This window comes from Pseudonocardia sp. Ae717_Ps2 (assembly GCF_001932475.1).
Taxonomy (GTDB): domain Bacteria; phylum Actinomycetota; class Actinomycetes; order Mycobacteriales; family Pseudonocardiaceae; genus Pseudonocardia.
Genome location: NZ_MCIS01000001.1, coordinates 4,635,858 through 4,654,968 on the forward strand (window position 1 = coordinate 4,635,858; position 19,111 = coordinate 4,654,968).

Annotated in this window: 14 protein-coding genes and 1 pseudogene; 10 read left to right on the top strand and 5 right to left on the bottom strand. The window is 74.8% G+C overall.

Annotation, left to right across the window (positions count from 1 at the left end; translation table 11 throughout):
• Positions 1–83 precede the first annotated feature (83 nt).
• The gene (locus Ae717Ps2_RS21155) at positions 84–2,075 is read left to right on the top strand and encodes an alpha-1,4-glucan--maltose-1-phosphate maltosyltransferase (protein ID WP_075312885.1); all 1,992 of its coding nucleotides are present in this window, start codon (positions 84–86) and stop codon (positions 2,073–2,075) included.
• A 62-nt stretch (positions 2,076–2,137) separates the two neighbouring features.
• Here the strand turns inward: Ae717Ps2_RS21155 and treS are convergent, their stop codons facing one another.
• Positions 2,138–4,456: a maltose alpha-D-glucosyltransferase gene (treS, locus tag Ae717Ps2_RS21160; protein ID WP_020627696.1), complete on the bottom strand. Its 2,319-nt coding sequence runs from the start codon at positions 4,454–4,456 to the stop codon at positions 2,138–2,140.
• A 393-nt stretch (positions 4,457–4,849) separates the two neighbouring features.
• On the opposite strand from treS, the gene Ae717Ps2_RS21165 reads away from it, so the two are divergent.
• From Ae717Ps2_RS21165 to glgB, 6 genes are all read left to right on the top strand, one after another.
• Positions 4,850–6,208, top strand: a complete 1,359-nt coding sequence (locus tag Ae717Ps2_RS21165) for an aminoglycoside phosphotransferase (RefSeq protein ID WP_198932220.1) — start codon at positions 4,850–4,852, stop codon at positions 6,206–6,208.
• 168 nt (positions 6,209–6,376) lie between these two features.
• The gene (locus Ae717Ps2_RS21170; RefSeq protein WP_075310547.1) at positions 6,377–7,024 is read left to right on the top strand and encodes a DedA family protein; all 648 of its coding nucleotides are present in this window, start codon (positions 6,377–6,379) and stop codon (positions 7,022–7,024) included.
• Positions 7,012–8,259: a glycosyltransferase gene (locus Ae717Ps2_RS21175; protein WP_158071528.1), complete on the top strand. Its 1,248-nt coding sequence runs from the start codon at positions 7,012–7,014 to the stop codon at positions 8,257–8,259. Before Ae717Ps2_RS21170 ends, Ae717Ps2_RS21175 begins: the two co-directional genes overlap by 13 nt.
• On the top strand, positions 8,256–9,104 hold the full coding sequence (locus tag Ae717Ps2_RS21180; RefSeq protein ID WP_075310543.1) for an alpha/beta fold hydrolase: 849 nt from the start codon (positions 8,256–8,258) through the stop codon (positions 9,102–9,104). The genes Ae717Ps2_RS21175 and Ae717Ps2_RS21180 overlap by 4 nt, the downstream gene beginning before the upstream one ends.
• On the top strand, positions 9,101–10,258 hold the full coding sequence (locus Ae717Ps2_RS21185; RefSeq protein ID WP_075333815.1) for a glycosyltransferase family 1 protein: 1,158 nt from the start codon (positions 9,101–9,103) through the stop codon (positions 10,256–10,258). Before Ae717Ps2_RS21180 ends, Ae717Ps2_RS21185 begins: the two co-directional genes overlap by 4 nt.
• A gap of 165 nt (positions 10,259–10,423) precedes the next feature.
• The gene (glgB, locus tag Ae717Ps2_RS21190; protein WP_337819579.1) at positions 10,424–12,925 is read left to right on the top strand and encodes a 1,4-alpha-glucan branching protein GlgB; all 2,502 of its coding nucleotides are present in this window, start codon (positions 10,424–10,426) and stop codon (positions 12,923–12,925) included.
• 386 nt (positions 12,926–13,311) lie between these two features.
• On the opposite strand, the pseudogene Ae717Ps2_RS39265 reads toward glgB, so the two are convergent.
• A pseudogene (locus tag Ae717Ps2_RS39265) lies at positions 13,312–14,040 on the bottom strand (glycosyltransferase family 87 protein); the annotation flags it as partial.
• A 236-nt stretch (positions 14,041–14,276) separates the two neighbouring features.
• Complete coding sequence (locus tag Ae717Ps2_RS21200) at positions 14,277–15,266, bottom strand: tetratricopeptide repeat protein (protein WP_233147645.1); 990 nt, start codon at positions 15,264–15,266, stop codon at positions 14,277–14,279.
• Between the two features lie 513 nt (positions 15,267–15,779).
• On the opposite strand from Ae717Ps2_RS21200, the gene Ae717Ps2_RS21205 reads away from it, so the two are divergent.
• Complete coding sequence (locus tag Ae717Ps2_RS21205; protein ID WP_020623302.1) at positions 15,780–16,025, top strand: hypothetical protein; 246 nt, start codon at positions 15,780–15,782, stop codon at positions 16,023–16,025.
• A gap of 131 nt (positions 16,026–16,156) precedes the next feature.
• Here Ae717Ps2_RS21205 and Ae717Ps2_RS21210 read toward each other — a convergent pair whose 3' ends face one another.
• Together Ae717Ps2_RS21210 and Ae717Ps2_RS21215 are read right to left on the bottom strand one after the other, a co-directional pair.
• On the bottom strand, positions 16,157–16,960 hold the full coding sequence (locus tag Ae717Ps2_RS21210) for an alpha/beta fold hydrolase (RefSeq protein WP_075310533.1): 804 nt from the start codon (positions 16,958–16,960) through the stop codon (positions 16,157–16,159).
• Positions 16,957–17,271 carry a thiamine-binding protein gene (locus Ae717Ps2_RS21215; protein ID WP_020623304.1) on the bottom strand — a complete coding sequence of 105 codons (315 nt, stop codon included), beginning with the start codon at positions 17,269–17,271 and terminating at the stop codon, positions 16,957–16,959. The genes Ae717Ps2_RS21210 and Ae717Ps2_RS21215 overlap by 4 nt, the downstream gene beginning before the upstream one ends.
• A 65-nt stretch (positions 17,272–17,336) precedes the next feature.
• Here Ae717Ps2_RS21215 and Ae717Ps2_RS21220 point away from each other — a divergent pair, with 65 nt between their 5' ends.
• Together Ae717Ps2_RS21220 and Ae717Ps2_RS21225 are read left to right on the top strand one after the other, a co-directional pair.
• Positions 17,337–17,840, top strand: coding sequence for a MarR family winged helix-turn-helix transcriptional regulator (locus Ae717Ps2_RS21220; protein WP_020623305.1), 504 nt, complete (start codon positions 17,337–17,339; stop codon positions 17,838–17,840).
• A 289-nt stretch (positions 17,841–18,129) separates the two neighbouring features.
• Entirely contained in the window at positions 18,130–19,098 is a 969-nt protein-coding gene (locus tag Ae717Ps2_RS21225; protein WP_075310531.1) for a helix-turn-helix transcriptional regulator, read from the top strand.
• Positions 19,099–19,111 lie beyond the last annotated feature (13 nt).

The window sequence follows — 19,111 nt, forward strand, 5'->3', positions numbered from 1 at the left end:
GGTGACGTGGCGGCGTCAGACTGGCCGTCTCGACTCTGGTGGGGACTTCTACCGACGGTGACAATTTCCTGGGGGTGCAGCCGATGACCGGTCGGCTCGGAATCGACGACGTGACCCCGTTCGTGCAGAGCGGAGACCCGGCGAAGGCCGTGGTCGGTGAGGTCGTCCCGATCCGGGCGACCGTGTGGCGGGAGGGACACGACGCCGTCGCGGCGAACGTCGTGTTCACCCCGCTGTCGGCCGACGGGACGCCGGGGGACGCGCAGTACGTGCGGATGCAGCCCGACGGGGTGGGCACCGACCGCTTCGTGGCCTGGGTCCGCCCCGACGCCGAGGGTCGCTGGACCTTCCGCGTCGACGCGTGGAGCGACCCGTGGGCGACCTGGCGCTCGGCGGTGGAGAAGAAGATCGCCGCGGGCCAGACGGCCGAGGAGCTGGCCAACGACCTCGAGATCGGCGCGCGGCTGCTCGCCAGGGTCGGGCGTCGCCCGGCCGAGTCCGAGAACCGCGACCTGCTGCTCGGCGCCGCGAACACGCTGCGGGACACCGCGCTGCCGCTGCGCGCGCGGGTCGCCCCGGCCCTGTTCGACGCCGTCGTCGCGATCATGACCGAGCGCCCCGTCCGGGAGCTCATCACCCGCGGCCCGGAGCGGACGATCTTCGTCGACCGGCCCCGTGCGCTGTACGGGTCCTGGTACGAGTTCTTCCCCCGCTCCACCGGCGGCCGCGACGAGACCGGCCGCCCGGTGCACGGCACGTTCGCGACGTCGTCGAAGGAGCTCGACCGCGTCGCGCGGATGGGCTTCGACGTCGTCTACCTGCCGCCGATCCACCCGGTCGGCACGGTGCACCGCAAGGGCCGCAACAACTCCACCCACGCCGAGCCGGGCGACGTCGGCTCCCCGTGGGCGATCGGCTCGGCCGCGGGCGGGCACGACGCGATCGACCCGGAGCTGGGCGACTTCGACGACTTCGACGCGTTCGTCGCGCGGGCGAACGAGCTCGGCATGGAGGTCGCGCTCGACCTGGCGCTGCAGTGCGCGCCCGACCACCCCTGGGTCACCGAGCACCCGGAGTGGTTCACCGTGCGCCCGGACGGGACGATCGCCTACGCGGAGAACCCGCCGAAGCGCTACCAGGACATCTATCCGCTCAACTTCGACCGCGACCCGGCCGGCATCTACGCCGAGTGCCTGCGCGTGGTGCTGAAGTGGGTCGAGCACGGGGTGAAGATCTTCCGGGTCGACAACCCGCACACCAAGCCGCCGAACTTCTGGCACTGGCTGATCTGGGAGGTCAAGCGGACCCACCCGGAGGTGCTGTTCCTGGCCGAGGCGTTCACCCGCCCGGCCCGGCTGTTCGGGCTGGCGCGGCTGGGCTTCACCCAGTCCTACACGTACTTCACGTGGCGGACCGAGGCCGAGGAGCTCGCCGACTTCGCGACGATGCACGCCGAGCACGCCGACGAGTGCCGCCCCAACCTGTTCACCAACACCCCGGACATCCTCCACGAGTCGCTGCAGACCGGTGGCCCGGCGATGTTCGCGATCCGGGCGACCCTGGCCGCGACGATGGCGCCCACCTGGGGCGTCTACTCCGGCTTCGAGCTGTACGAGGGCACCCCGGTCAAGCCGGGCAGCGAGGAGTACCTGGACTCGGAGAAGTACGAGCTGCGTCCGCGGGACTTCGAGTCCGCCCTGAACCAGGGCCGCTCGCTGGAGCCGTACCTGACCCGGCTCAACGAGATCCGCCGCGCCCACCCGGCGCTCCAGCAGCTGCGCGAGATCCACTTCCACGAGGTGGACAACACCAACATCATCGCGTTCTCCAAGCTGGACCCGTCCACCGGCGACCAGGTGCTGGTGGTGTGCACGCTGGACTCGCACGCGCCGCAGCAGGGCACCCTGAAGCTGGACATGCCGGCGCTGGGGCTGCGCTACACCGACGTCGTCGAGGTGCACGACGAGGTGTCGGGCGAGACCTACCGCTGGGGCGAGTACAACTTCGTGCGGCTGGTCCCGACCGACCACGTCGCGCACGTGATCGCGCTGCCGGCGCAGGCCCCGCTGCTCTGAGCCCCAACCCCTCGTCGCGTGAACGGGCCCCTCGTACGAGGGGCCCGTTCATGCGGTAGGGCTCAGGCGGCTCCCGCGTCCTCGGCCGGGGGCTCCAGGACGACGGCGGTCGCCCGGAACGGCGACATCCCGATCCGGAACCCGTTCAGGTCGTCGACGACCCCCAGGTCCTCGCCGGAGAACAGGTCGGTGACCGTCGCGCCCGGCGCCAGGTGCTCGGACCGGACGAACGCGTCCACCTGCTCGTCGGCGAAGTTCAGGACGGTCACGCTGGTCCGGTCGTCGTCGAGCAGGTGCACCATCACCAGCAGGCCGCGGTGCGACACGTCCGGCACGTCGACCTGGCGGGCCGTCGCCACCCCGGAGCGCTTGCGCACGGCCAGGATGGCCTGCATCTGGCGGACGAAGCTCGTCTCGTCGGCCAGCTGGTCGGGCAGCGACCCGTAGAGGCTGCGCCCGCGGGGCATGCCCGACGAGGACCGCTCGGCACCCGGCCGGCGTCCCATCAGGTCGTGCGCGGGCCGCGAGATCCACCGGGTGTCCCCGGAGTTCAGCAGGTCCGAGACCGACTCCGGCGGCAGCGTCAGCATCCCGAGCAGGTCCCAGCCCGACAGCGCGAAGACCCCGGGCTGGAAGGCGTTGAACATGACCAGCAGCAGGTGCACCCGCCGGATGCGCTCGACGTCGTCGGGCCCGATGTCGTCGAGCGCGGAGATGCCGAGCGACGCGGCGATGACGGTCGCGGTGGTGCAGGCGATCCCGTTGGTCGTGAAGATCAGGTTGTAGGGCGCGTCCGGCCCGGTGAGCACGTCGCACAGGTCGCGGCGGATCGTGTCGGCCAGGTCCCCGCCGCGCATCTCCTCACCGCGGAAGTGGAACAGCTCCTCGGTGTGCCCCGCGGTCCAGTGCACGAGCTCGTAGGTCAGCTCGTCGTGGTTCTGCAGCGCGTGCACCAGCGACGCCGGGTCGACGCCCAGGTCCAGCGCGGTGCGCAGGGTCAGCCGCAGGAACTCGGTGTCCGAGGTCGCGAGCGCGTGGTGGTAGGCGGGGCGGTTGATGAAGTCGTAGGACAGGTCCGCGCCCGCCTCGGAGGTGACCTTGATGTCGTCGACGGTCAGGTTCAGCTCCTGGAAGGTGAACCCGCCGACCTTGCGGACCATGCTCGCGATGAGGTGGTTCGCGGCCTCGGACAGCGGGTGGCCCTCGGACCAGCCGGGGTTGCCGGAGCCCGCCTTCTCCACGCCGAGGAAGCCGTTCGCGTCCAGGCGCAGCGCACCCGACCCGAGGTCGGCCAGCGAGTGCAGGGCGTCGCCGATGACCATCCGCATGCCCGCGAAGGTCGGGTCCAGCCAGTTGACCGACGGCTGGCCGTCCTTGAAGTAGTGCAGGTACACCCAGCGCCGTACGACGCCGTCGACGCCGGTGACCTCACCGGTCGCCGACCAGTTGGTCTCCTTCACGCCCTCGCGGTAGAAGATGACCCGCTGCAGCCGGCCGACGATGTAACCGGCCTTCTCCAGCGCCTCCTCGGTCGCGGCGTCGAGGTTGGCCGAGTCCTTCCCCGGCGGCACGTCGGGCAGCATCCCCCAGTCGGACGGTTCGATCTCGACCATGTGGTAGATGCCCGGGTAGTCGCCGTAGGCGAGCTCGGCGAGCCGGAAGTCCGGGCCCTTGCCGGTGTGGCCGGGGACGATGTCGTCGATGATCGTGCCGCCGTGCCAGGTGGCGGTCGCGCACATCGCGCGGAACTCCTCCTCGGTGCCGAAAGCCGGGTCGAGCTCGTTGGAGATGCGGTCGAAGTGGCCGTCGACGCTCGGGGTGGGCTGCCAGCCCGAGAGCCCGCCCGCCTTCTTCACCGGCCCGGTGTGGACGCCCTCGATGCCGATCGTCTCGAACGCCTGCCACAGCTCCTCGTCGCCGAGGGCGGCCAGGAACGACTCGCCTGAGGCGGTGATCAGCGAGATCGGGTAGGCGGTGAACCACACCGACGCCGTCTCGACCGCGTGTCGCGGCCCGGGGCTGGCGTAGGGGTTCTGCCACATCGAGCCCTGCCCGGAGAACTGGCGGGCCAGCTCGTCGGCGTGGCCGAGCATCGACTGGGACAGCAGCCACGACACGTAGACCGGGTTCTCCCCCGACGCCGGCCCGTCCTGGGCCACCGAGCGGCGCCGCACCGTGGACCGCACCCGGGCCCGGTGACGCAGCGTGCGCGGGCGTGCTTCGTGGTAGTACTCGACGAAGTTCACGTCCGGTGGCTCCGGGACGTGTTCGGCCTCGGCGGGCACCGGTTCGACGGCGGCGAGCGGATCGGCCGGGGTGATCCGGGCCTGGGTCTCCGGGATCGTCGGGGGGATGTCGGCCTTCGACTCTCGCTCGGTCACGCCGCCGGTCCTCCGGTCGCTCTGGGGGCAGGTCAGGGCAGGTACTGGGCACGTCGGGCCCACGGTGCGCCCTGCGACGGAGATCCGCACGCGGGCGCGTGCGCACCGTCGCGGGGTACCCGCGGGCACCACGTCCAGTATGGGTTTCCGGGCACGGGGATGCCGGACGGAAGCGCGATCACCGCCCGTGACCAACGGGTGGTCGATCCGACACGGACAGTACCGCCCACCCGACGTCCTGACCCGGCCGGGTCGGCCTGTCCCGGTTAGGGTTTTCACCTGCGGGCCCGGGGGGCTCCGCCCGGTGCTCCGACGTGGTGCGGGCGGTCCCCCGAGACGTCCGCGGTGGGTGTCACACGCCGGGCGGACGGCCCGGCAGGAGGGGGACGACGCGTGCGGCCGAGCGAAGCATCCGAGGACCTGACGACGCTCCCGGGGCTGTTGCGCGACTGGCTGCCCGGGCGTCGCTGGTTCGCCGAGAAGGGGCGCCCGCTGACCGGCGTCGCCGTCGCGGCACGGCACCCGCTGCCCACCGCGGAGGGCGTCACCCGGCTCGAGGTGCTGGTCCTCGCCGTGTCCTTCGCCGACGGCCCGGACCGGCACTACCAGCTGCTGCTGGCCCGTGCCCCGCACGCCCCGGTGGGGGCCGCACCGATCGGCGACCACGACGGGCAGGTCCTCTACGACGGCCTGCACGACCCGGCCGTCACCGCGCTGCTGCTGCGGCTGGTCGCCGAGGGCGCGACCGTCGGCGACCTGTCGTTCGTCCCCGAGCCGGGCGCCGTCCTGCCGCTGTCCGAGACCGGCCGCGTCGTCGACGCCGAGCAGTCCAACACCTCGGTCCGCTGGGGCGAGCGCTCCATCCTCAAGGTCTACCGGCGCCTGTCGCCGGGCCTGAACCCCGACCTGGAGCTGCACCGGGCGCTGCGCGCGGCCGGGTCGACCTCGGTCGCGGCGCTGCAGGGCGGGATCGAGGGCGTCCTCGACGGGGCGCCCGCCACCTTCGCGCTGCTGCAGGAGTTCGCCGCCGGCTCCCACGACGGGTGGGAACGGGCCACCGCGGCCGTGCGCGACCGGGTCGACTTCACCGGCGAGGCCCGCGCGCTCGGCGAGGCACTCGCCGACGTGCACGTCGCGCTGCGGGCCGAGCTCGGGACCAGCGAGGCCGACCCGCGTGAGCTGGCGGCGTACTGGACCCGGCGGTGCACCGAGATCGCCGACCAGGTGCCCGTGCTCGCCCCGCACGTGCCCGCCATCCGCGCCGTCTACGACGAGGTGGCCGCGCTGGGCGCGCCCGTCGTCGTGCAGCGGGTGCACGGCGACCTGCACCTCGGCCAGACCCTGCGCCGCCCGGACGGCCGCTGGCTGATCATCGACTTCGAGGGCGAGCCCGCCGCCTCCCCGCAGGAGCGGCGCGCGCCGGACTCCGCGGTGCGCGACGTCGTCGGGATGCTGTTCTCCTTCGACTACGCAGCCTTCCACCACCTGCTGACCCGGTCCGACACGCCCGAGGCAGGTCTCGGTTCGGACACCGCCGAGGCGCGCCTGGCTCACGACTGGTCGGCCGCGAACCGCGACGCGTTCTGCGCGGGCTACGCCGCCCGCGCCGGTGAGGACCCGCGCGCGCACGCCGCGCTGCTGCGGGCCTACGAGCTGGACAAGGCCGTCTACCAGGTGCTCTACGAGACCCGTAGCCGTCCGACCTGGCTGCCCATCCCGCTCGCCGCGATCGAGCGGGACACCACCGCGTAGCAACTCCGGGCCGCCGGCGACACCCGGTGGTCACCGGAGCTTCCGCGCCACGACGCCGGGGCGACGCCCGACTCCCCGGGCGGCCCGGCACGGGATCGTGGAATCCTCCCCGACCAGGAGGACATCCACCGTGAGACGACCACCCACCACACGGCCCGGGGACCTGTCGTGACCCCGGCCGGTCTGCTCGGTGTGGACGGTCTGGACGGCGTCCTGGGCCTGGTCCAGCGGCCCGACGGGCCCACGCTCGGCGTGACGCTCGCTGTGCTCTTCCTCGGTGTGCTGGTGGAGGGCCCGGTGGTCAGCGTCGTCGCGGGCTCGCTCGCCGGGGCCGGGCTGCTCGACTGGTGGGCGGTGTGGCTGGTGGCCTTCGCCGCCGACGTCGTCGCCGACACCGTCTTCTACGTCCTCGGCCGCGGCGGGCGCCGCCCGGGCATCGCTCCGCTGCTGGTCCGGCTGGGTCTGACCGCGGGTCGCCGGGAGGTGCTGCGCGCAAAGGTGGGGGGCCGTCCGGGCAGGGTGGTGCTGGGCGCGAAACTGGTGGACGTCGGCGCGATCCCCGCGTTCCTGGCCATCGGCCTGGCCGGGGTGTCGTACCGGCGGTTCGTGGCCTGGGTGGTCCCGCTGACGGCGGTGCGTTCGGCGCTGCTGGTCGGGATCGGCTGGGTGGTCGGGGGCCGGTTCGCCGCGGAGCTGGCCGACCGGCCGTGGATCATCGTGGCGGTGGGGCTGGGCGTGGGCCTGGTGCTCGTGGCCGGGCGCGCGCTGTGGGTGCGTGCCACGACCTCGCGGAAGGAGAACGCGTGCGCGTCCTGATCGGGGCCGACACCTGGGCACCGGACGTCAACGGGGCCAGCTACGCCGGCCAGCGGCTGGCGGCCGAGCTCGCCGCCCGCGGGCACGAGGTGCACGTGGTCGCGCCCTCGCGCGGCCTGCGCAGCAGGCCGCCGTGCCGGGTCGGGCCGGTGATCGAACACCGGGTCCGCTCCTGCCGCGTCCCCAAGCCGCCGGGCTTCCGGCTCTGCCCGCCGCCCGGGCTGCGCCAGACCTGCCGCGCGATCCTGCGCCGGGTCCGGCCCGACGTCGTGCACGTGCAGAGCCACATGGTGCTGGGCCGGATGCTGCTCACCGCGGCCGCCGACCTCGGCGTCCCGTCGATGGCGACCACGCACATGATCCCGGAGAACATCATCCCGGCGATCAGCTTCCTGCACCTGCCGGAGTCCGGGCTCAAGAAGCTGTTCTGGTGGGACGCGGTGCGCGTGCTCAGCCGGGCGGGGCTGGTCACCGCGCCGACCCCGCTGGCCGCGTCGATGGCCGAGCAGGGCGGTGTCCCCGGCCCGGTGCTGCCGGTGTCCAACGGTCTGGACCTCGGCCGCTTCCGGCCCGACACCACCGGTCGCGGGCCCGCGTTCCGGGCCCGGCACGGCATTCCCGCCGACGTGCCGCTGGTCGGCTTCGTCGGGCGGCTGGACCGGGAGAAGCACGTCGACGAGCTGGTCCGCGCCACCGCGCTGCTGCGCGCCGGTGCGGTGCCCGACGCGCAGCTGGTCGTCGTCGGCGACGGCGAGGAGCGGGCCCGGCTGGGCGCGCTGGTCCGCGCCCAGCACCTGGAGCACGCGGTCACCTTCACCGGCCGGCTCACCGACGACGAGATCCCCGACGTCTACCCGGCCCTGGACGTGTTCTGCAACGCCGGCACCGCCGAGCTGCAGAGCCTGGTCACGCTGGAGGCGATGGCGACCGGGAAGCCGGTCGTCGCCGTCGACGCGGGTGCGCTGCCGCACCTGGCCCGCCCCGGCGAGAACGGCTGGCGCTACCCGCACGGCGACGTCACCGCGCTCGCCGACCGGCTGGCCCGGGTGCTCGGTGACCCCGACGGCGCCGCCGTGCTGGGGGCGGCCAGCCTGCGGATCGCGTCCGAGCACTCGCTGGCGGCCACGGTGGACACCTTCGAGGAGCTGTACCGGACGAAGGCCCGCCCGGTCGTCCCGGTGCGTGCGTTCCGCTCGGGGCGCCGCGCCCGCCGGCACGCGGACACCCGGCGGTGACCGCCACGCTCACGCCCGCCCTCGAGCGCCCGGTCGACGGTGCCCGCACCGTCGTGCACACCTTCGGCGACCCGGACGGGGCGCCGGTGCTGGCGCTGCACGGACTGCGCGGCAGCCACCACGGGCTCGCGCCGCTGGCGTCGCGGCTGACCGGGTATCGGGTCGTCGTGCCGGACCTGCCCGGGTTCGGGGCGTCACCACCGTTCACCGACCGCACCCACGACGTCGACGGTTACGCCCGATGGGCCTCGGCGCTGCTCGCCGACCTCGGCCCGGACACGGTGCTGCTGGGGCACTCGTTCGGGTCGATCGTCGCCGCGGCCGTCTGCGCCGCGGCCGCGACCACCCCCCGGGCCCTGGTGCTGGTCAACCCGATCGCCGAGCCCGCCTCGGGTGCCGGCGGCATCACCGGCCTCGGGACGGCGGCCACCGCGCTGCTCCACGAGGGAGCCGCCCGGCTCGGCCTCGACGGCGTGCTGCGCCACCGGCTGCTCGCCGACGCCGCGACCGTCTCGATGACCACCACCCGCGACCCGCTGCTGCGGCACTGGATCTCCGACGAGCACCGTGCCCACTTCGGCACCTTCGCCACGACGGCGTCGCTGCTCGAGTGCTTCCGCGCCGCCGGTTCCGGCTCGGTGCGGCCGTGGGCACCCCGCATCACGGTGCCGACGCTGCTGCTGGCCGGGGCCCGCGACCGGGTCGCCCCACCGGCCGGGCAGCACGCGCTCGCCGCCGCCTTCGCCGACGCCCGGCTGGTCCTGCTGCCCCGCACCGGCCATCTCGTGCACTACGAGGCCCCGGCGTGGGCGGCCCGGGAGATACGGGGTTTCCTGCAGCGGTGAGGGTGCTCGTCGACTGCCGCTACATCCGTCCCGGACGCCCGGACGGCATCGGCCGCTACACCACCGGACTGGTCCGCGCGCTGGACCGGATCACCCCGGTGGAGCTGCTGGTGTCCGACCCGCGCCAGCGCGACGGGCTGCCCGACCGGCCCGCGCACACCCTGCCGTCGCCGACCGGGGCCGGGGAGCCGCTGGTCGCGCGGCGGGTGAACCGGATCCTCGCCGGGACGTCCGGCACCCACGGCACCGCCGGGACGTCCGGCACCGACGGCACCGACGGGTCACCCGATGCGGTCGTCTTCAGTCCGATGCAGACGATGGGCACGCTGGGCCGCCGCTACGCGGTCGTGCTGACCGTGCACGACCTCATCTACTACCGGCACCCGGCGCCGCCGCCGTGGCTGCCCGCCCCGGTGCGGGCGGTGTGGCGGGCCTACCACCTGTCGTGGTGGCCGCAGCGGCTGCTGCTGGCCGGCGCCGACGCCGTCGCGTGCGTGTCCGCCGCGACCGCGGCCCTGGTCGCGGGGCACCGGCTGTCGCGCCGGGAGGTCTCCGTCGTGCCGGACGCCACCGACTTCCACCTGCCGCCCGGCACGCCGACGCGGTCCCGCCCGTCGGGGAACCGGATCGTCTACGCCGGGTCGTTCATGCCCTACAAGGACGTCGCGACGCTGGCCAGGGCCGCGGCCCGGCTGCCGGACCACGAGCTCCACCTGGTCTCCCCCGTCCCGCCGGGGGTGCGCACGGAGCTGGAGCTGCTCGCCGCGCCGGCCCGGCCGGTGTTCCACGACGGCGTCGACGACGACGACGGCTACCGCGCCCTGCTCGACGGCGCCACCGCGCTGGTCTCCGCCTCCCGCGACGAGGGTTTCGGGCTCCCGATGCTGGAGGCCATGGCGCGGGGCTGCCCGGTCGTGGTCACCGACATCCCGGCCTTCCGCGAGGTCGCGGGCGACGCCGGGGTGTTCGTCGCACCGGGTGACGACGCCGGGTTCGCCGCCGCCGTGCGCGGGCTGGACACGACGTGGACGCAGCGCTCCGACGCGGTGCGCGCCCGCGCCGCCGAGCAGACCTGGGACGACGCCGCCGTCGCGCTGCAGGCGGTCCTCGAACGGGCACTGCGGCGCCACCGGCGACGGCGCGGGCGGGGCTGACCCGGCTCCGCTCACGCTCGACTGCGATCCGGCAACACTGTGCGACCGCACGCGGCGAGCATCCGTCACTCGCAGTACGGTTCCGCCGTGACCTCCGAGGAGACCCGAGCGACCCGCTCCGAGACCGATGCGTACGCACCGGACCCGGCGACGACCGACCGGCTCCTGGGCGGTGCCCACCACGACCCCCACTCGGTCCTCGGCGCGCATCCGCACGTCGACGGCACCGTGGTCCGTGTCCTGCGGCCGCACGCCGTCTCGGTGGCGGTGCTGCCGAACGGTGACCGCGCGCAGGCCTGCGAGCTGACGAGGGTGCACGACGCCGGACTGTTCTCCGGCCTCGTCCCCGGCTCCGGCGGCGACTACCGGCTGCTCGTGACCTACGGCGACGGCGCCGGCGGCACGACCGAGCAGACGGTCGACGACCCGTACCGCTGGCTGCCGACGCTCGGCGACATGGACCTGCACCTCATCGGCGAGGGACGGCACGAACGACTGTGGGACGTCCTCGGCGCACACGTCCGGGACTACGAGACCCCGTCCGGCCCGGTCGCCGGGACCAGCTTCGCCGTCTGGGCCCCGAACGCCCGCGGTGTGCGGGTCACCGGTGACTTCGACGGCTGGGCAGGCTGGGCGCTGCCGATGCGCTCACTGGGCAGCTCCGGGGTCTGGGAGCTGTTCCTGCCCGGCGTCGGTGTCGGCGACCGCTACAAGTTCCGCATCCTGGGCCCCGACGGCCGGTGGCGTGACAAGGCCGACCCGATGGCCTTCGCCACCGAGATCCCGCCGCAGACGGCGTCGGTCGTGACCCGCGACGTCCACGAGTGGGGCGACGACGCGTGGATGACCGCCCGCGCGCAGGTCCGCCCGCACGAGGAGCCGATGAGCATCTACGAGATGCACCTCGGCTCCTGGGTGCCGGGCCTGGACTACCGCGAGATCGCCGAGCGGCTGGTGGCCTACCTGGACACCACCGGGTTCACCCACGTCGAGCTGCTGCCCGTGGCCGAGCACCCGTTCGGCGGGTCCTGGGGCTACCAGGTGACGTCGTACTTCGCCCCGACCTCGCGGTTCGGCACGCCCGACGACTTCCGGTACTTCGTCGACCGGCTGCACCAGGCGGGCTACGGCGTGATCGTCGACTGGGTTCCCGCGCACTTCCCGCGCGACGAGTGGGCGCTGGCCCGGTTCGACGGCACCGCCTGCTACGAGCACGCCGACCCGCGCCGCGGCGAGCAGCCCGACTGGGGCACGCTCGTGTTCGACTTCGGCCGCAACGAGGTGCGCAACTTCCTCGTCGCGAACGCGCTGTACTGGCTGGAGTCCTTCCACATCGACGGCCTGCGGGTCGACGCGGTCGCCTCGATGCTCTACCTGGACTACTCCCGTGCCGACGGCCAGTGGCTGCCGAACGTCCACGGTGGCCGGGAGAACCTCGACGCGGTCGCGTTCCTGCAGGAGATGAACGCGACCGTCTACCGGGAGCACCCGGGCGTCGTGACGATCGCCGAGGAGTCCACCGCCTGGCCGGGCGTCACCCGGCCCACCTACATGGGCGGTCTCGGGTTCGGGCTCAAGTGGAACATGGGCTGGATGCACGACACGCTCGACTACACCGGGCGCGACCCCATCCACCGCAGCTACCACCACAACCAGATGACGTTCTCGCTGATGTACGCGTTCAGCGAGAACTACGTGCTGCCGATCAGCCACGACGAGGTCGTGCACGGCAAGGGGTCGCTGTGGACCCGGATGCCCGGCGACGACTGGAACAAGGCCGCCGGGGTCCGTGCGCTGCTGGCCTACATGTGGGCGCACCCCGGCAAGCAGCTGCTGTTCATGGGCGGTGAGTTCGGGCAGCCGCGCGAGTGGTCCGAGCAGCGGTCGCTGGACTGGCACCTGCAGAGCGACGACCCGCTGCACGGCGGGATCACCACGCTCGTCGCGGACCTGAACCGGACCTACCGCGCGCAGTCCGCACTGTGGTCGCGGGACACCACCCCGGACGGTTTCGCCTGGATCGACGCCAACGACGCGCAGGGCAACGTGTTCTCGTTCCTGCGCCACGGCGTCGACGCCGAGGGCCGTGCCACCGTGCTGGCCTGCGTCGCGAACTTCTCCGGTGCCCCGCGTGAGGACTACCGGGTGGGGCTGCCGTTCGCCGGGAACTGGACCGAGGTCGTCAACACCGACGCGTCGGCCTACGGCGGGTCCGGGGTGGGCAACCTGGGCCGGGTGCGCGCCGAGCAGGTCATGTGGCACGGCCAGCCCGCGTCGGCGGTGCTGCGGCTGCCGCCGTCGGGGGTGCTGTGGCTGGTGCCGGAGGACACCGGCGGCCCGGTGCTGTCCGTCCCGGCACAGGAGGCCGCCCCGGCCGCGACGGTCCCGCCGCCGCTGCCGGCCGCCGCGCTGCCCGACGAGCCGGAGGACACCGACGTCGAGGCACCGGCGACCCCGGACGACGACCTGCAGGTCGTCGTCACGCCCGCCGACCTCGTCGACCCGGGGCCGGACGACGCCGAGGACGCCCCGGACCCCGGTCCGGTCTCCACCTCGGTCGCGCCCGCACCCGGCACCGTCGGTGTCCGGGCGGTGCGCACCGGCTCGTTCGTCGACGGGAGCTCCGGCACGGGCGCCTCGGACACGGGGACCACCGCGGGCGACTGATCCCGTGGGGCCCGGACCGTCAGGCCGGTGCGCGGGACGGCTCGTCCGCAGTGCGGACGGGACCGCCGGGCACCGGCCCGACGGCCGGGCGCAGCAGGGACCACCAGGTCGCCAGGAGCACCGCCGTGTAGAGCGCCCGTCCGAGCGGGGTCGCCCAGCCGCCGTCGGCCCACAGGTCGGACCAGCTCACCGGGACGACGGCGACACACCCGATCGCGACGACGACCCGGCGGCGCGTGTCCCCCCGCCCGCCCGGACGCGGCGAGCGCCAGCAGCCCCGGCAGGAGCAGCAGCAGGTAGTTGTGCCAGGCGATCGGCGCCGCCAGCAGACCGGTGGCGAGCACGGCGAACAGCGCCGTCCCACCCGGGTCGGTGCCCGCGGCCGGGTCGGGGCCGTACCGGCGGGTGCGCCGCCCGAGGTGGACGAGCGTGCCGACCACGATCGCCGCGCCCACCAGGGTGCCGACGACGGTCGGGACCCCCCAGCGGAGCGCCTGGCCCGGCAGGGACGCGTTGTCCGGGGTGGGGCCGACCGGCTCGGCCAGCGCCATCGTCAGCCACTGGAACGCCGTCGGCCACCCGGCGACGGCGACGCCGACCAGCGTCGCGACCGCCGCGGCGGCGATCCCGGCCAGGAACGGCCGCCGACGGGCCTGCACCGCGGGGAGCAGCAGCACCGGCGCGAGCGAGGGCTTGAGGGCGACCGTCACGCCGTAGCAGACGGCGGCCAGCAGTGGATGCCCGCGCCGTTCGGCGACCCAGCCCGCGGTCAGCCCGGCCAGCAGCAGCGGGTAGATCTGGCCCAGCAGCAGCGTGCCGTGCAGCGGCGACGACGCCAGCACCACCACGAGCGCACCGGTCGTCCACCGACGGCCGAGCCGCAGCTCCCGGCAGACCAGCAGCACCGACCCGACGACGAGCAGCACCGACAGCGCCGTCAGCAGCCGGTAGCCGGTGACCGGGTCGAGCAGGGCCAGCGGCGCGAGCAGCACCGACAGCAGCGGCGGGTTGAGGTTGTGCAGCCGGGCGCCGGTGTCGTAGATCGCGGCGCTGCCCGGACCGTGCTGGAGCAGCGCGTACGCCGAGGCCCGGAAGGTGTCGAAGTCGACGTGCATCCGCGCGATGTCGGTCGCCGGGATCCAGCGCAGCAGCGGCGGGCCGCCCAGCACGAACAGCAGCGCCGCGGTCACCAGCGCGGCGACGGCGACGACCGGCGCCACCGGCCGCGCGAGACGGTGCACGCGGTCGCGCGCCGCGGACGCCCACCGCGGAGCCGGCGTCCCGGCAGGAGCGGCGACGGTCACCGCGGGCGCCGGTGCCTGCGGCCGTGGGCCATCGGGGCGGGTCCGGCTCAGAACAGGGCGCGGGCGAGCGCGCGCCGGGCCGTGGCGACCCGCGGGTCGTCGGCCGGGAAGAGCTCGAAGAGCCCGACGAGGTGCCCACGGGCCCGGTCACGGTCCTCGCCCGCGGTCCGGGCGACGGTGTCGACCAGCCGGGTGAAGGCGGCCTCGACCCGGTCGGCGGCCAGCTCGGCGTCGGCCGCGGCGAGCTGGGCGTCGACGTCGTCGGGTGCGGCGTCGGCCCGCGCGATCGACGACGGGTCGGCCTGCTCGGCCCGGGCGAGGAAGCGGACCTGCGCCAGCGCCGCCTTCGCCTGCTCGTTGGCGGGCTCGCTGTCGAGGATCGCGGTGTAGGCGGCCTCGGCGGCCGCGTAGTCGCCCTGCTCCAGGGCGTCCTCGGCGGCGGTGAAGCGCGGGTCCTCGGGCTCCTCGACGGGCTCGTCCGGACCGGCCGCGGCCGCCCGGCGCTCGCCCTCGGCGATGGCGGGCATCCGGTCACGCAGCGCGTCGAGCAGGGACTTCACCCACTCGGCGGCGCGGTCCTCGGGGATGGCGCCGTTGACCGCGTCGACGGGCTGACCGCCGACGAGCACGACCAGCATCGGCACCTGCTGCACGCCGAAGGCCTGGGCCACCCGCGGCTGGGTGTCGATGTCGACCCGGGCCAGGCGCCACGCACCACCACCGGTCGAGGCGAGGCGCTCCAGCTCGGCCGACAGCTGCTCCTCGCGCGGGTAGCGGCTGGCCCACAGCTCGACGACGACCGGCACCTGCAGGGACGGCTCGAGGACCTCGGCCTGGAAGCCCTGCTCGGTCGCGTCGACGACCCAGGAACTCCCGCCCCCGCCGGGCGCGGGCGGACCGCCCCCGGCACCGCCGGACGGGGCGGGCCGGTTCGCCGCATCGGCACGGGCCTTCAGCCCGGAGAGGTCGACCGCCCCGGCCATGGCCGAGGAGATCGCCGCACGCTGGGCCGCCTGACGAGGATCTGGGCGAGACACGCCATCCATCCTGGCACGTCCGTGTGTCCGGCGTGACCCGCCCCGCCCGGTCGGACGCACCCCCGCGCGACGCGTCCCACGTCTCCTAGCCCCGCCCCGCCGTCCCGGGATGTCCGCCGGGGTCCGACGCCCGCACGGCACCGCCGATGCCGCAGCTGCACCACCACGCCCCGGGAGAGAGCCGGCGGCACCCACCTGCGTGAACTCGCTTACCCGGTAAGCGAGTTCGCACCGGGACAGGTCCCCGGTGACCGACCGACACCCACCCGTGCCCGCAGAGCCGACGACGGCACGGAGCCCCGGAACCCGGCGGAACCGGCGGGGTCGCCCCCCACGATCACCGGACCGGCGGAGCAACACCGGGCCTCGCCACTCGTTGAACACCCTGCAGGGACTCGATGCTGACTCTGCGTGATCGCGGCGGGGCGTTCCCCCGGTTGCCCCACCCCGCGGTTCCCTTCCCCGACAGAACGACCGCCGGCTCCCCGGCGCACAACGGAGGGCTCCACCCCGATGAGCAACATGCAGACGACCGACAAGCCGACCCTGGCCTACGCGTCGGTGGCGCTGGGCATCATCGCGATCGCCGCGTTCCTCGTGCCGATCGCCGCCTGGATCCTGGGTGCCGCGGGCCTGGTCACCGGCTTCCTCGCCTACCGCAAGCCGGGCATGACCAAGCTCGCCCAGATCGGCATGACCGTCAGCTTCGTCGGCATCCTCGCCGGCGTGTACTACTTCTCGACCATCATGGCGGGCTGAGCACGTCCTTCCTCGCGGCACGCCGCGACGACGACACGGCCTCCGGACCCGGTCCGGGCGCCCGACGGCCGGTGACGGGCCTCCCGCCACCGGCCGTCGTCGTCCCGGCGCCCGGGCCGTGGCACCTCCCGTCAGGCGGGCGCGGCGAGCCCGGCCAGCAGGTCGGCCGTCTCCTCCGGCCGGGTGAGCATCGGGAAGTGCCCGCCCGCGAACTCGACGAGCCGCGCCCCGACCCGCTCCGCCTCCCGCCGCCCCGCGACGGGACTGACGACCCGGTCCCCCACGCACACCACCGACACCGTCGGCACCGCGGGCCACGACGGCACCGGGCACGGCTCGACGAGCAGCGACCAGTCCTGGGGTCGCAGCTGCGCCGCCGCGTCCGCGACCGCGGCCCGCCCGTCACGTCCCGCCGCGTCGAGCTCGTCCGCGACGCCCCGGTAGAGCCCGTCGGCGACCGTCCGCGCGTCCGGCCAGTACGTGCTGACCCCCTCACCACGACGGACCTCGGCGTCGTAACCGGCGACCATCAGGTCGCGCTCGGCACGCATCCGGTCCCGGTAGGGACGGCCCGGCTCGGGGACGAGTGCCGCGACGAGGACCAGTGCCCGCACCCGGTCGGCGATGCGGCCGGCGGCCGCGGTGGCCACGAGACCGCCGAGCGAGTGGCCGACCAGCACGACGGGCGGACCCTCGCCCCGGGGCACCGACCCGTCCGGACCGCCACCGGCGACGGCCAGGACCGCGTCGACGAGCTCGGTGTGGCCGACCCCCGCGACGTCGGACGGGAGATCCGGCGCGACCGCCTCCACCCCCCGGGCCCCCAGGGCCTCGACCACCGGCGCCCACGACGCACCGCGGTGCCAGGCGCCGTGGACGAGCACGACCCGGGCCGGGCCGGGCTCCCCGGCTCCCGGTGCGACCGGGGCGCTCACGCACCGCCCCCGCGCAAGTGCTCCTCGACCCGCTCCACCTTGGCCTGCAGCTGCCCCCGGTACCCGGGCCGGATGTCGGCCTTGAGCACCAGGCTCACCCGGGGCGACACGGCGGTGACGGCCTCGACGGCACGTTTGACCACCGCCATCCCCTCGTCCCAGGTCTCGGACTCGATGGTGGTGAACATCGAGGTGGTCTCGTTCGGCAGGCCGGACTCGCGGACCACCCGGACGGCCTCGGCGACGGCGGCACCGACGCTGCCGTCGCCGGAGTCCGAACCGGACGGGGCGATGCTGAAGGCGAAGAGCATGCCGACACCGTGCCACGCCCGGCATGCGGAACGGACCCGGTCACGGCACTTGCTAGCGTCGGACCATGGCATCCCGCGGGTCGCTCCCCTTCGACCCGATCCAGCGTGCGGCCGAACTGTGGGAGGAGCGGGTCGGCCCCGCCCGCACGATGGCGACGGTCACCAGCGTGATGCGCGTGCAGCAGATCCTGCTCTCGGCCGTCGACACGGCGCTGCGGCCGCACGGGCTGACGTTCGCCCGCTACGAGGCGCTGGTGCTGCTGGACTTCGCGCGCCGCGGCAGCCTCCCGATGCGGGTGATGGGCGAGCGGCTGCAGCTGCACCCGACGAGCGTGACCAACATCGTGGACCGGCTGCAGGGCGACGACCTCGTCCGCCGGATGCCGCACCCCACCGACCGCCGCGCCACCCTGGTCGAGCTGACCCCCGAGGGGCGTGCCCGGCTGGAGAAGGCCACCGCCGCGGTGACCGGCATCGACTTCGGCCTGACCGGGCTGGACCCGGCCGAGGAGGAGCAGCTGACCGCGCTGCTGCGCTCGGTGCGCCGCGCCGCCGGCGACTTCGCCTGACCCGCCCACCTCAGCCCGGCCGTCTCCGCCGGCGCGGCCCACCCGATGGCGGGCCGCCGTGTCCCGGACCACGCCAGCTGCGCATCACCGAGCCGCGGGGCGGCCGGGGCCACAGCATCCGACGCGCCGCGGCCCGCCCGGCCAACGCGCCGCTGAGGCCGGACAGGCCCACGCACGCCAGGTAGTCGATGAGGTCCATGGGGCACACTCCGGGGTGTCGAGGCAGGTGATGACGCGGGTTGCGTCAACGGTGTTGACCCTACGACGGGGCACCGACAGAATCGGCCGCGTGCACGCTCCTCCGCTCCCGTCCGACCGGCCCGGTGCCGGCCCGGCGCTGCGGGCCGCGCGCGACCGGCGGGGCTGGTCCCAGTCCGAGGCGGCCCGTGCGCTGGCCGCGCTCGTCGCCGGGAGCGGCGGCACCGCGCGGGCCGCGAGCCTGAAGACCCAGCTGTCGCGCTGGGAGAACGGCCACGCCGTCCCGGACGCCGCGCACCGCTCGCTCCTCGCCGAGCTGTACGAGACCACCCCGGCCGGTCTCGGTCTCGCCGACGAGCCCGGGCCGGATCCCGTCGACGGGGCCACGCGGCTGCGCGCGGCGCTGGAGCGGACCGCCGCCGTCGGGGAGGAGGAGCTGGACCTGCTGCGCGCCCAGTGGGCCGCGACCAGCGCACTGGACGACCGGCTGGGCACCGCCGCCGCCCACGACGCGGTGTCCGCCGTGGTCACCCAGCTGCGCGAGCCGGCCGCGCACGCGCGGGACCCGCACCTCCTGCGGGCGCTCGGCGGGCTGCTCGCCGCGGCCGCACTGCGGCTCGGGGACCAGGAACGCGACCGCGCCGCCCCGGACCGGGCGTGGGCGGCCTACGTCGAGGCGGAGTCCGCGGCCCTGCGGGCCGGGGACCCGGACACCGCGGACACGGCGCGGCACCGGCGGGAACGCCTGGCGGCCGAGCTGCCGGGCGTCGCCGCACCGGACGCCGACACCGAACAGGCCGGCCCGACCGATACGACGGCGCTGCCGACGATCGACGTCCACACCGCCCCCGCGTGGCTCACCGTCGAGGACGGCCCACCGCAGCGCCCGGTCCGCGAGCGCACCGATCTCGCACTGGGCGAGGTGCTCGCCGCCCTGCGTGCCGGCGACGGCGCCGCCGCGCGGGCCGCCCACGCCCGGGCCAGGGCACTCGCCCTGCGAACCGGGTCGCAGCGCGTCCTCGACCGGCTCGCGGCGCTGTCCGGGACCACGCTCCCCTGATCGGAGGCGGGTC